The sequence below is a fragment of the Thalassospira alkalitolerans genome, from assembly GCF_002115745.1.
GTDB lineage: Bacteria > Pseudomonadota > Alphaproteobacteria > Rhodospirillales > Thalassospiraceae > Thalassospira > Thalassospira alkalitolerans.
On sequence record NZ_JFKB01000007.1, the window covers coordinates 234481 to 247023 of the forward strand.

Annotated in this window: 12 protein-coding genes; 6 read left to right on the forward strand and 6 right to left on the reverse strand. The window is 53.4% G+C overall.

Features of this window, described 5'->3' with window-relative positions:
- Window positions 1–131: 131 nt before the first annotated feature.
- The 6 genes from TALK_RS12085 to mobA all read left to right on the forward strand — a co-directional run bounded on the left by TALK_RS12085 (window position 132) and on the right by mobA (window position 6541).
- Entirely contained in the window at window positions 132–923 is a 792-nt protein-coding gene (locus TALK_RS12085) for an ABC transporter ATP-binding protein (protein WP_085619253.1), read from the forward strand.
- On the forward strand, window positions 913–1842 hold the full coding sequence (locus TALK_RS12090) for an ABC transporter permease (RefSeq protein WP_085619185.1): 930 nt from the start codon (window positions 913–915) through the stop codon (window positions 1840–1842). The genes TALK_RS12085 and TALK_RS12090 overlap by 11 nt, the downstream gene beginning before the upstream one ends.
- Complete coding sequence (locus tag TALK_RS12095; RefSeq protein ID WP_085619187.1) at window positions 1839–3014, forward strand: ABC transporter permease; 1176 nt, start codon at window positions 1839–1841, stop codon at window positions 3012–3014. Before TALK_RS12090 ends, TALK_RS12095 begins: the two co-directional genes overlap by 4 nt.
- 61 nt (window positions 3015–3075) lie before the next feature.
- Window positions 3076–4065, forward strand: a complete 990-nt coding sequence (locus TALK_RS12100) for an ABC transporter substrate-binding protein (RefSeq protein WP_085619189.1) — start codon at window positions 3076–3078, stop codon at window positions 4063–4065.
- A gap of 145 nt (window positions 4066–4210) precedes the next feature.
- Window positions 4211–5668 carry a dihydropyrimidinase gene (gene hydA / locus TALK_RS12105; RefSeq protein ID WP_085619191.1) on the forward strand — a complete coding sequence of 486 codons (1458 nt, stop codon included), beginning with the start codon at window positions 4211–4213 and terminating at the stop codon, window positions 5666–5668.
- 216 nt (window positions 5669–5884) lie between these two features.
- Window positions 5885–6541, forward strand: a complete 657-nt coding sequence (mobA, locus tag TALK_RS12110; RefSeq protein WP_245829856.1) for a molybdenum cofactor guanylyltransferase — start codon at window positions 5885–5887, stop codon at window positions 6539–6541.
- A 6-nt stretch (window positions 6542–6547) separates the two neighbouring features.
- Here mobA and TALK_RS12115 read toward each other — a convergent pair whose 3' ends face one another.
- From TALK_RS12115 to TALK_RS12140, 6 genes are all read right to left on the reverse strand, one after another.
- The gene (locus tag TALK_RS12115; RefSeq protein WP_245829858.1) at window positions 6548–7423 is read right to left on the reverse strand and encodes a tetratricopeptide repeat protein; all 876 of its coding nucleotides are present in this window, start codon (window positions 7421–7423) and stop codon (window positions 6548–6550) included.
- 137 nt (window positions 7424–7560) lie between these two features.
- Window positions 7561–9315 (reverse strand): ABC transporter substrate-binding protein, encoded by a 1755-nt coding sequence (locus TALK_RS12120; protein WP_139833813.1) that lies wholly within the window; start codon window positions 9313–9315, stop codon window positions 7561–7563.
- A gap of 138 nt (window positions 9316–9453) precedes the next feature.
- Entirely contained in the window at window positions 9454–9726 is a 273-nt protein-coding gene (locus TALK_RS12125) for a DUF2160 domain-containing protein (RefSeq protein ID WP_085619195.1), read from the reverse strand.
- Window positions 9727–9751: 25 nt separating this feature from the next.
- The gene (locus TALK_RS12130; protein WP_085619197.1) at window positions 9752–10555 is read right to left on the reverse strand and encodes a carbohydrate ABC transporter permease; all 804 of its coding nucleotides are present in this window, start codon (window positions 10553–10555) and stop codon (window positions 9752–9754) included.
- A gap of 1 nt (window position 10556) precedes the next feature.
- Window positions 10557–11429 carry a carbohydrate ABC transporter permease gene (locus TALK_RS12135; protein ID WP_085619199.1) on the reverse strand — a complete coding sequence of 291 codons (873 nt, stop codon included), beginning with the start codon at window positions 11427–11429 and terminating at the stop codon, window positions 10557–10559.
- A gap of 13 nt (window positions 11430–11442) precedes the next feature.
- Window positions 11443–12537: an ABC transporter ATP-binding protein gene (locus TALK_RS12140; protein WP_085619201.1), complete on the reverse strand. Its 1095-nt coding sequence runs from the start codon at window positions 12535–12537 to the stop codon at window positions 11443–11445.
- Between the last annotated feature and the right edge of the window lie 6 nt (window positions 12538–12543).

Genomic DNA, 12543 nt, shown 5'->3' on the forward strand with positions numbered 1-12543 from the left:
CAACGACCCTGAGGGAGGCTTTCCACTGTTGTGTTTCGTCTTAGGCCATCACGGCCGGGGCGAAGCGAGAGAGACATTCGACCAGGGGATACCCCATGACGTTAAAAGCAGTCGTCAATAATGTGGCGAAAATGCCCGCATCTACCGACGCAGTTGTTGATATTCAAAAGCTGTCACTGACCTTTCAAACCGCTGACGGGCCGGTCTATGCCCTGTCTGATGTTGATTTAACCATTGAACGTGGTGATTTCGTTTCGTTTATCGGTCCGTCCGGCTGTGGCAAAACCACGCTTTTACGCGTGATTGCCGATCTTGAAAAAGCCACGGGCGGTGATATTTCGATCAATGGCGTTTCCGCACAGGAAGCCCGTGAAAATCGCGCCTATGGTTATGTGTTTCAAGCCCCGGCATTGCTGCCTTGGCGCACGATTGAACGCAATGTGACCCTGCCGCTGGAAATCATGGAAATTTCCAAGGAAGAACGCATTCGTCGTGGGCATGAGGCGCTTAAACTTGTTGAATTAAACGGCTTTGAAAAGAAATTCCCATGGCAGCTTTCGGGCGGCATGCAGCAACGGGCATCCATTGCACGTGCGCTAAGTTTTGATGCCGATCTGTTGTTGATGGATGAGCCGTTCGGTGCCCTTGATGAAATTGTCCGCGATCATTTGAATGAACAGCTTTTGAAACTATGGGCGCGGACCAATAAAACGGTTGCCTTTGTGACGCATTCGATCCCCGAAGCGGTTTATCTGTCATCCAAGATTGTTGTGATGTCACCGCGCCCGGGCCGGATCATTGACGTGATCAAAACCGATTTCCCCAAGGATCGCGGTCTTGATATCCGCGAAACACCGGAATTCCTTGAAGTGGCCCATCGTGTACGTGAAGGATTGCGGGCGGGGCATAGCTATGACGAGTAACACCGCAACGATGAATGGTGCGATTGCGGGGCCGTCGCTGTGGTCGCGGATGATGTCGGGGCAGGCTGGTCCGGTCACCGTGGTTTTGATGGCACTGTTTGTGATTTGGTATGGCGGTGCGGTTCTGATGAATGCGCCGACCCAGATCGATAAATATAACCGTGCCGATCAAACATGGACGAAGATGCAGTTGATCGAGGATACCCTGGCACAGGAACGCCCGATCCTTCCGGCCCCGCATCAGGTGGCGCAGGAAATGTACAAGACCATCTTTGCGACCAAGATCACGTCCAAACGCTCGCTGGTTTATCACACCTGGGTGACGCTTTCCTCGACCCTTCTGGGCTTTGTCTTTGGTACGGCGCTTGGCATTTTGCTGGCGATTGGGATTGTTCATGTGGTGACACTTGAAAAAAGCCTGATGCCTTGGGTAATTTCATCACAAACCATTCCGATCCTGGCGATTGCGCCGATGGTCGTTGTGGTGCTGGGCGCAATCGGTCTTAAGGGGCTGGTGCCCAAGGCGATCATTTCGACCTATCTGTGCTTTTTCCCGGTAACCATCAGCATGGTCAAAGGGCTACGTTCCCCGCAGGTGATCCAGCTTGATCTGATGCGGACTTATAATGCCTCGAAATGGCAAACATTCTGGTCGCTGCGCCTGCCATCGGCGATGCCTTATTTGTTTGCCAGCCTGAAGGTTGCGATTGCGATCAGTCTGGTCGGTGCGATTGTGGGCGAATTGCCAACCGGGGCGCAGGCCGGACTTGGGGCGCGGCTTTTGGCCGGGTCTTATTATGGGCAAACCATTCAAATCTGGTCAGCACTTTTGACGGCGGCATTCGTTGCCGCAATTATGGTGGTGCTGGTTGGCTGGTGTGAACGTCGTGTTCTTGTACGGATGGGGGCCAGATCATGAAACAGGTAACCGGGACGCATTCGGTCAAACTTGATAAATTCTGTCTGGTGGCGGCGACTGCGGCGCTGTTGTCTTTGATCTTTCCTTTAACCGGAATTGATGCCGAGACCGGCAAACAGATTGCCTTTGTCGGTGATATTCCGGGGTTGGCGATTGCGATGGCGCTGTGTGTCATTGTCGGGGCGGCTTTTACCTGGCTTGGCGTTGGCAAAATTCAATATGCCGCGATCATTTTGGCGGTGGCGGTCTTTGGTTGCTGGCAGGCGGTCACAGCCCTTTATGATCATGGTCTTGCCGGGCATGCGACCAGCGGGTTCTGGTTGTTTATCCTGTCGCTTTGGGCGTTTGTCTGGCGCGGGATTGACGTGGTTGCGCGCTATCGCAGTTTGGAAACAGCAAAACAGCAATCAGCCAATATTCTGGTGCCCATCGCCTTTGGTATTTGGTTGCTGTTCGTTTGGGAAGTCATCGTTGCCGGTTTTGGTGTGCCACAGGTCTTGTTACCGGCACCCAGTGCAATCGGTGTGCGGTTCATCAATTCGACCGATACACTTGCGGCTGATTTCTATCAGACTTTTATCAAGGCGGTGATCAGTGGCTATGTCATAGGCTGTGGCAGTGCCTTTATCGTTGCGATTGCGGTCGATCGGGTGCCGTTCCTGAAACGCGGGCTATTGCCTTTGGGTAATATGGTTTCGGCCCTTCCGATTATCGGTGTTGCGCCGATCATGGTGATGTGGTTCGGGTTTGACTGGCAATCCAAGGCCGCCGTGATTGTGATCATGACTTTTTTCCCGATGCTGGTGAATACTGTGACCGGGTTGAATGCGGCGGGGAAACTTGAAAAAGACCTGATGGCGACTTACGCGTCAGGGTATTGGTCAACGCTTTTGCGGTTGCGGCTGCCTGCTGCAATGCCGTTCATTTTCAACGCGCTTAAAATCAATTCGACGCTTGCACTGATTGGCGCAATCGTCGCCGAATTTTTCGGTACCCCGATCGTTGGCATGGGCTTCCGTATCTCGACCGAGGTCGGGCGGATGAATGTCGATATGGTTTGGGCTGAAATTGCATTGGCGGCCCTGGCGGGGACCGCCTTTTACGGAGCTGTGGCCTTTGCCGAGCGCAAGGCAACATCATGGCATCCGTCATTTCGGGTACGTCGCCATTAAAGGCATCAAAAAGACGATCCGTCGGGAGGACTTGACTGTAACCTTGAGGAGACATCGACGAATGAAGAAAATATTTGCGACTGCGCTAGGGTTGGGCATTGGTTTGACATCGTTTTCGGCGATGGCAGCAGATGAAGTAACCTTGCAGCTTAAATGGGTAACCCAAGCACAATTCGCCGGTTATTATGTGGCACAGGACAAGGGTTTCTATGACGAAGCCGATCTTGACGTCACGATCAATCCGGGCGGCCCGGATATTGCCCCGCCGCAGGTTATTGCCGGTGGTGGTGCCGATGTTGTGGTTGACTGGATGCCGTCTGCTCTGGCGTCACGTGAAAAGGGTGTGGCGCTTGTTAACATCGCACAGCCTTTTGCCAAATCGGGCATGATGCTGACGTGCCTTAAGGAAACCGGTGTTGAAAGCCCGGAAGATTTTCCGGGGCGGACGCTTGGTGTTTGGTTCTTTGGCAACGAATATCCGTTCCTGAGCTGGATGTCGAAACTTGGTCTTCCGACCGATGGCAGCGACAAGGGCGTTACGGTCCTTAAGCAGGGCTTTAACGTTGATCCTTTGATCCAGAAACAGGCCGATTGTATTTCGACCATGACCTATAACGAATATTGGCAGGTGATTGATGCCGGTATTACCGAAGATCAGATAAAGGTCTTTAAATATGAAGATCAGGGTGTCGCGACCCTTGAAGACGGTCTTTATGTTCTTGAAGACAACCTCAAGGATCCGGCCTTTGTCGACAAGATGGCCCGCTTTGTTTCAGCCAGCATGAAGGGCTGGGAATATGCCAAGGCCAATCCGGAAGAAGCCGCCAACATCATTCTTGAAAACGATGCGACTGGTGCTCAAACCGAAAAACATCAGATCCGCATGATGAAGGAAATTGGCAAACTTCTGGGTGATGCCAGTGGCAAACTTGACGAAGCAGCCTATCAGCGGACCGTCGACAGCTTGCTGTCGGGTGGTTCTGATCCGGTGATTACCAAAAAGCCGGAAGGCGCATGGACCCATGTTGTTACCGACAAGGCGTCGATGTAACGATCCGATCCTGTTGCCCGGCAGGGATAGAAACCTGCCGGGCAAACGATCCCTTTGAAGACGATAAATGCGAATGGGCAGGAATGCCGGGGCGTCCCGCAACTTTCCGGTCATCAAGACAGACGACAAAGACAAGGAGCCACCCATGTCCATGGTTATTCGTGGCGGAACCATCGTTACCGCCGATCTGACATATAAATCCGATATCCTGATCGAAGATGGCAAGATTGCCGCTATTGGCCAGAACCTGACCGGGGACAAGGTTATTGATGCCAACGGCTGCTATGTCATGCCCGGCGGGATTGATCCGCATACCCATCTTGAAATGCCTTTTATGGGCACATATTCCGAAGACGATTTTGAAAGCGGCACCAAGGCCGCGGTTGCCGGTGGTACGACCATGGTGGTCGATTTCTGTCTGCCATCACCAAACCAATCGCTGCTTGAAGCGCTTCAGGCGTGGGACAATAAATCGACCAAGGCCGTTTGCGATTATTCGTTCCACATGGCGGTGACCTGGTGGGGCGAGCAGGTCTTTGACGAGATGAAAATTGTTGTCGAGGAAAAGGGTATCAACACCTTTAAGCATTTCATGGCCTATAAGGGCGCGTTGATGGTCGATGATGATGAAATGTTTGCATCGTTCTCGCGCTGTTCGGAACTGGGCGCGATGCCATTGGTGCATGCCGAAAACGGTGATGTGGTTGCCACCCTTCAGCAACGTTTGCTTGACGCGGGCAATAACGGACCCGAAGCCCATGCCTATTCCCGGCCTGTCGATGTCGAGGGCGAGGCTTGTAACCGTGCCATCATGATTGCCGATATGGCCAATGTGCCGCTTTATATCGTGCATGTGTCTTGCGAACCGGCCCACGAAGCCATCCGTCGGGCGCGTCAGAATGGTAAACGTGTGTTTGGTGAACCGCTGATCCAGCATCTGGTGCTTGATGAAAGCGAATATGCCAATGCAGATTGGGATCATGCCGCCCGTCGTGTGATGTCGCCACCTTTCCGCAACAAATCACATCAGGACAGCCTGTGGAATGGTCTGGCATCGGGCAGCCTTCAGGTTGTTGCCACGGATCATTGCGCCTTTACCACCAAGCAAAAGCGTTTCGGGGTTGGTGATTTCACCAAAATCCCGAATGGTACGGGCGGTCTTGAAGACCGTATGCCGCTTTTGTGGACCTATGGGGTCAATACCGGTCGTTTGACGATGAATGAATTTGTCGCCGCGACCTCGACCAATATCGCAAAGATCCTGAATTGTTATCCGCGCAAAGGCGCGATCCTTGTCGGTGCGGATGCCGATCTGGTGGTATGGGACCCGAAAGCATCGAAAACCATTACGGCCGATCATCAGCAATCAGCCATTGATTACAACGTGTTTGAAGGCCATGAAGTCACCGGCCTTCCGCGCTACACCATCAGCCGCGGCCGTATTGCCGCCGAAGAAGGCGTCGTCCTTGCCAAATGTGGGGACGGTGAATTTATTCGTCGGGATGCCTATCCTGCGGTGAATAAGGCGCTTTCCAAATGGAAAGAAATCACTGCGCCGCGCAAGGTTGAACGCAAAGCTGAAAATATGCCTGCCGGCGTCTGATCGAAATCATCAGACAATTAAAACCAGACAAACGGGCGGCTTTCGGGCCGCCCGTCTTGTTTTGCGACTGGTGGACACAGGGCGGGCGGTATTTGTCTGATGATTGTTGCGGTCACAGAAAAAGCAAAACCGTCATTGTCTTCGCGCTCCATATCGGCGAGAAGGAAAACAGGGCCAATTGTTGATAAATTCTTATCCATACAGACGGAACCTGCCGTGTCACAGCAACCCAATATACCCGTTATTCCCAAAGTCGCCGGTTTGATCCTTGCCGGGGGCAAGGGACAGCGCATGGGCGGGAACAAGCCGTTTCGCAAGCTCGCAGGCAGACCGTTGATCGCGCATGTTATCAATGCCGCATCCCGGCAATGTGATCATCTGATGATTTCAAGTAATGAAGACGTATCGTTGTTTGCGGAATTTAGCCTGTTGGTCGTTGTTGACAAACCCGAACCGGGGCAGGGGCCGTTGGGCGGTGTTTTGGGTGGATTATCCGCATTGCCCGCATTGCCCGATGGTGTTGACTGGCTGGCAACATTTCCGGTCGATTGCCCGATTGTGCCCGATGATATGGTTAGTCGGTTGATTGGCGCCGCAATTGATGCCGGTAAACCTGCGGCCTTTGCCAGCCATGTTGGGCGGGATCATTTTCTGTCGGCGGTCTGGCATCGGGATGCTGCCGAAATCATTGCGGGGCAATTGGCATCCGATGACCGCCGGGTGGGCGGTGCATTGCGCGCAGTCGGTGCGGTTGGGGTCGATTTTCCTGTCGGGGCGGGTCAAGCCGCACCTTTTACCAATATCAACACCCCGGATGATTTGACGGCGGTGGAGGCGGTTTTGGCCAGTCTGATCGGTTTAGCTGATCGGTAAACCTTTTTAGGGTTCGCGTATCGTGCAGGGCCGCCAAGGTTTCCAAGGTTTATACCCGGCAAAGAAATCAGCCAGGAACTGATCAACATTGCTGCGGTTCTGCGCCCGTGCGGCCGGTTTAAGGTCTTCATCATACTGCGCACAGGTCTTTTCGACGGCCATACCGATTTCTTTCCAATCGACATTGGCAGCATGGCCGGGCAGGCCGGATGCAATCGCACACCAGCCGACCGCTCCAACGCGGTCATCCTGTTCCCGTGATATTTCGGCCAGATAAGCCGCGGCACGCAGTTCCCCCATTTTTGCTGCTGCCGATAGATATTCAATGCGTTCGGCGTCATTTTCGGCAAAGCGGGTGGCAAGCAAGGTTGCTGCACGCGGATCGCCTTCGTCCCATGCCTTGGTCAGGAAATTACGCGCGGTGGTATCATCGCCTTGATCAATGGCATCAAGGGCAAGCCATAGCATGGCCTGAGTCTGGTTTTTCTGAGCTGCGATGGTGTAATGCAATTTGATATCGTTTTGGGCGCCATTTGTGGCTTCCAACCGGCGGGCGAGAACCATATTGGCATCGGGATGGCCGTTTTGGGCTGCGGCCTCCATCATCGTCCAGCCGCCCGGTTGATCTGTTGAAACGCCAATGCCGTTGATCATTTGACAAGACAGCAAATATTGCGCCGTTGCATTGCCCTGTTGGGCCAGCGGGGTAAATGTTTTGGCAGAATCTTCGAAATTGCCGTGACGATATGACGTCATGCCTTCGTCAAGCGGCGATGCTGCAATGGCGGTGGTTGCGGTTGCTATGCCGGTAAAGGCAATTGCCAGCCCAAGAAAAACAGCAATCGGGCTTGAAGGCCGTATTGTTTTAAAAGAATAAATCACGTCTGCCCCACAGGATAAGCCCCGTTTATCGGGGACGATTTTATATGTGCGAAATGGTGTTTTGGAAAAATTGCTAAAACAGAAATCAGATGGGACGGCCGGGAACGATAAATGCCCCCGGCACCCCCAGTGGGCCGTTACTTGACGCGGCCCGCACGCCATGCCGCGATCAGATCGTCATATTTGACGGTCTCACCCTGCGGCTTTTCGTTGGCGAGTTTTGGTTTCGGTGCGCCCGGCTGGTCGAACCAGTATTGGGCATCCCGTTCTTCGTTCAGTTTCGGTGCACAATCGCCACCGATACCTGCACGTTCCAGACGTTGCATAACTTTGTCCATGGCGCTGGCAAGATTGTCCATGGCTTCTTGCGGGGTCCGTTCGCCGGTCACAGCTTCGGCAACGTTCTGCCACCAGAGCTGCGCCAGTTTCGGGTAATCGGGAACGTTGGTGCCGGTCGGCGACCAGGAAACACGTGCCGGACTGCGATAGAACTCGACCAGACCACCCCACTGCGGAGCGATGTCGGTCATGGCCTGAGTATCCAGGTCAGACTGACGGATCGGGGTCAGACCGGTCAGGGTCTTTTTAAGCGACGTGGTTTTTGCTGTTACGAATTGCGCATAAAGCCATGCTGCCTGACGACGTTCTGGCGGGGTCGACTTCATCAAGGTCCAGGAACCCACATCCTGATAGCCAAGCTTCATGCCTTCTTCCCAGTACGGGCCATGCGGGGACGGCGCCATACGCCATTTCGGCGTGCCATCTTCGTTCACAACCGGGATACCTTCTTTGACCATATCGGCGGTAAAGGTAGTGTACCAGAAGATCTGTTGGGCGATTTGGCCCTGTGCCGGAACCGGACCGGCTTCGCCAAAGGTCATGCCTGCGGCTTCTGCCGGGGCATAGGCTTTGAGCCAGTCGATGTATTTGGTCAGCGAGTAAACAGCCGCCGGGCCGTTTGCCGCACCACCGCGTGTTACACTGGAACCTGCCGGTGCGCAGCCTTCAACACGGATACCCCATTCATCAACCGGAAGACCGTTCGGGATGCCTTTGTCGCCAGCGCCAGCCATCGAAAGCCATGCGTCGGTGAAGCGCCACCCCAAAGACGGGTCTTTTTTGCCATAGTCCATGTGACCATAGACTTTTTTACCGTCGATTTCTTTGACGTCATTGGTAAAGAATTCGGCGATGTCTTCATAGGCCGACCAGTTGACCGGAACGCCCAAGTCATAGCCGAACTTGTCTTTGAACTGCTTTTGCAGGTCTGCGCGCTGGAACCAGTCATAACGGAACCAGTAAAGGTTCGCGAACTGTTGGTCCGGAAGCTGATAAAGCTTGCCATCCGGGCCCGTGGTAAAGGACAGACCGATGAAATCTTCAAGGTCAAGCGTTGGCGATGTAACCGCCTTGCCTTCGCCAGCCATGAAATCGGTCAGCGGAATAACCGCATCGTAACGCGAATGCGTGCCGATCAGGTCAGAGTCATTGATGTAGGCGTCATAGATGTTGCGGCCAGATTGCATCTGGGTCTGCAACTTTTCGATTACGTCGCCTTCACCGATCAGGTCATGGGTCAGCTTGATCCCGGTGATTTCCGAGAAGGCCTTTGCCAGAACCTTGCTTTCGTATTCATGCGTGGTGATGGTTTCCGACACCACGTTGATTTCCATGCCGCGGAACGGCTCGGCTGCTTTGATGAACCAATCAAGTTCGGCCATCTGGGCATCTTTGTTCAGGCTCGACGGCTGGAATTCGCTATCGATCCATTTTTTTGCCGCGTCGGTGTATTGGTCTGCCGATGCCGGATTGGCAAAGACGGCAAGACCAAGTGCAACCGCAACTGCACTGCCTTTGATTATGGCAGAGGAGCCTTTGGCTTTGACGATCATATCGTTCCTCCCTGGTTGTCTTCCTTTGAGTTTCCGGAAAAATCCGGTTTGCCAGAACAGGGGAAGACCGATACCCGGTCTGGCAAATGGTGAACAGGAATGACCGGGCAGTAGGACACCCGGCTATTCTTTGATTTTCTAACCCCAGCGCATCACAAGAAAGAGCCACACAAGGGCGATGATTGAGGCGATCCAAATGCTGGCGTCACTAACGACCATAAAGCCAAGATGGATATAAGCCGCACCAAGCAAACTGATAAAAAGGCGATCCCCGCGTGTTGTTTCCAGCGGCAAAAAGCCACGGCGCGGAATTGTCGGTGAAATTGCCTGCCAAATTCCCATCCCGATCAGCGTCAGAAAGATGCAGGTGAAGAACACGGCGGTAATCGGGGTCCAGGCCATCCAAGTCATTGTTTTATTCCTTCCTGTTTTCCGATTACACGCGGCCCATCGCGAAGCCTTTGGCGATGTAGTTGCGAACGAACCAGATCACCAACGCACCCGGCACGATTGTCAGAACACCTGCTGCCGCCAGAACACCCCAATCAAGTCCCGATGCCGAAACAGTACGGGTCATCGTCGCCACAATCGGTTTGGCATTAACCGATGTCAGGGTGCGGGCCAGCAACAGTTCAACCCAGCTGAACATGAAGCAGAAGAAGGCCGTCACACCGATGCCTGAACGGATCAGCGGAATGAAGATGGTGGTAAAGAAGCGCGGGAAGGAATAACCGTCGATATAGGCCGTTTCGTCGATTTCCTTGGGGATACCCGACATGAAGCCTTCGAGGATCCAAACCGCAAGCGGCACGTTAAACAGGCAATGTGCAAGGGCAACCGCGATATGGGTATCAAATAGACCGACACTTGAATAAAGCTGGAAAAACGGCAGCAGGAAAACAGCCGGTGGTGCCATGCGGTTGGTCAAAAGCCAGAAGAACAGATGCTTGTCGCCGGTAAAGTTATAGCGCGAAAATGCATAGGCAGCAGGCAATGCCACCAGAAGCGAGATCACAACGTTGATCCCGACGTAAATCATCGAGTTGATATAGCCCGAATACCATGCCGGATCGGTCAGGATGGTCGCATAGTTTGCCAGTGTCGGATTGTCGGGAAACAGGGTCATAGCGCCCAGGATTTCGGTATTGGTCTTGATCGACATGTTGAACAGCCAATAAATCGGCAGCAACAGGAACACGATATAGACAAGAAGTGCGATATGACGTTTTTGGAACCGCATTTTATTGTTCCTCCCGCTTTCCGGCGTTCATCACGACGGTATAGAAAACCCAGCAAACCAGTAAAATGATCAGGAAATAGATCAGCGAGAATGCGGCCGCCGGACCAAGATCGAACTGACCGACTGCAACAGTCACCAAAAACTGGCTGAGGAATGTGGTGGCAGTACCCGGTCCGCCGCCCGTCAGGACGAAGGGTTCGGTATAGATCATGAAACTGTCCATAAAGCGCAGCAGGACACCGATCACGAGGACTGATTGCATTTTTGGTAACTGGATGAACCGGAACACGGCCCAGTTCGATGCGCCGTCAATCTTTGCCGCCTGATAATAGGCGTCCGGGATCGACCGCAGCCCCGCATAGCACAGCAGAACAATCAGGCTGGTCCAATGCCAGATATCCATGACAAGTACGGTGACCCAGGCATCCATTGGGTTCTGGCTATAATTATAATCCATCCCGAGCAGGTTCAGCGTATAGCCGCCAAGCCCGATATCCGCACGGCCAAAGATTTGCCAGATGGTGCCGACAACGTTCCATGGAATAAGCAGCGGCAGAGCCAAAAGAACCATGCAGGCCGACACACCCCAACCCTTGCGCGGCAGGGTAAGCGCGATGCCGATGCCCAGCGGAACTTCAATAAACAGGACGCTGCCGGTATAGACGATCTGACGGATCAGGGCATCATGCAGGCGACTGTCTTCAAGAACCTGACGGAACCAGTCCGTACCGACAAAGAAGCGCGTTTGCGGATCGAAAATATCCTGAACCGAATAGTTCACCACCGTCATCAACGGGATGATCGCGCTAATCGCGACGATAAAGAAGACCGGCAGGACGAGGAACCATGCCTTGTTATTGGTAATCTTGTTCATTTCCCCATCCCCCTCATGCGACCAGCTGACTGTCGGCGTAAAGCTTGGTCCATTTCGGTGCAAACCGAAGGATACCGCTTTGGCCGTGGATCTGTTGATCTTCGCCAATCTTGACCTTCAGTTCGGCATTGCCGAACCGGGTGGTCGCGATTTTATATTGGCCGAGGTCTTCGACCTTGATGATATTGACCTCGATTCCGTCGTCGCCTTCGGTGCTGTTATCGGTGTCGATGCGCAGGAATTCGGGACGAATGCCAAGTTCAATCGGGCCTGATGCCTTGGAAATGGCATTCATGTGGTGATCGGAAAGGGCGATGCGTTTACCATCGATCCAGGCCGCACCGGCATCGATATTGCACGGTAAGATGTTCATGCCCGGGCTGCCGATGAAATAACCGACAAAGGTATGGGCCGGATTTTCAAACAGTTCCTGCGGAGTGCCCAATTGCACGACCTTGCCGCCATACATGACAACGACCTTGTCGGCAAAGGTCAGGGCTTCGACCTGATCATGGGTGACATAAACCATGGTCGGGCGCAGTTTGTTGTGAATTTCCTTTAATTTGCGGCGTAATACCCATTTCAGATGCGGGTCGATCACGGTCAGTGGCTCATCAAACAGGATGGCCGACACATCATCGCGCACAAGACCACGACCAAGCGAGATGGTTTGTTTTTCATCGGCGCCAAGGCCGCGCGCTTTTTGCTTTAGCTTTCCGGTAAGATCAAGCATCTCGGCGATTTCACGAACCCGTTCGTCAACCCGTTTGGGATCAACACCACGGTTGCGCAGGGGAAAGGCAAGGTTTTCATAAACCGTCATGGTGTCGTAGATGACCGGGAACTGGAAAACCTGTGCGATATTGCGTTCTTCGGGCGCCAAATTGGTAACATCCTTGCCGTCAAACAGGACTTGTCCCTCGGACGGTGCCAGAAGCCCGGAAATGATATTAAGCAATGTGGTCTTGCCACAGCCTGATGGCCCCAAAAGGGCATAGGCACCGCCATCTTCCCAGACATGTTCCATCCGGCGAAGGGCATAGTCTTCGTCCGATTTGGGATCGGGAAAGTATGAATGCGCAAGGTTTTTAAGATCGATACGTGCCATTTTAAT

What these genes read in the sequence shown, in the direction of transcription:
- TALK_RS12100 (WP_085619189.1), top strand. Translation starts at nt 3,076, where the DNA reads ATGAAGAAAATATTTGCGACTGCGCTAGGGTTGGGCATTGGTTTGACA.
- TALK_RS12085 (WP_085619253.1), top strand. Translation starts at nt 132, where the DNA reads ATGCCCGCATCTACCGACGCAGTTGTTGATATTCAAAAGCTGTCACTG.
- TALK_RS12090 (WP_085619185.1), top strand. Translation starts at nt 913, where the DNA reads ATGACGAGTAACACCGCAACGATGAATGGTGCGATTGCGGGGCCGTCG.
- TALK_RS12135 (WP_085619199.1), bottom strand. Translation starts at nt 11,429, where the DNA reads ATGAACAAGATTACCAATAACAAGGCATGGTTCCTCGTCCTGCCGGTC.
- TALK_RS12120 (WP_139833813.1), bottom strand. Translation starts at nt 9,315, where the DNA reads ATGATCGTCAAAGCCAAAGGCTCCTCTGCCATAATCAAAGGCAGTGCA.
- TALK_RS12140 (WP_085619201.1), bottom strand. Translation starts at nt 12,537, where the DNA reads ATGGCACGTATCGATCTTAAAAACCTTGCGCATTCATACTTTCCCGAT.
- TALK_RS12095 (WP_085619187.1), top strand. Translation starts at nt 1,839, where the DNA reads ATGAAACAGGTAACCGGGACGCATTCGGTCAAACTTGATAAATTCTGT.
- TALK_RS12130 (WP_085619197.1), bottom strand. Translation starts at nt 10,555, where the DNA reads ATGCGGTTCCAAAAACGTCATATCGCACTTCTTGTCTATATCGTGTTC.
- TALK_RS12125 (WP_085619195.1), bottom strand. Translation starts at nt 9,726, where the DNA reads ATGACTTGGATGGCCTGGACCCCGATTACCGCCGTGTTCTTCACCTGC.
- hydA (WP_085619191.1), top strand. Translation starts at nt 4,211, where the DNA reads ATGTCCATGGTTATTCGTGGCGGAACCATCGTTACCGCCGATCTGACA.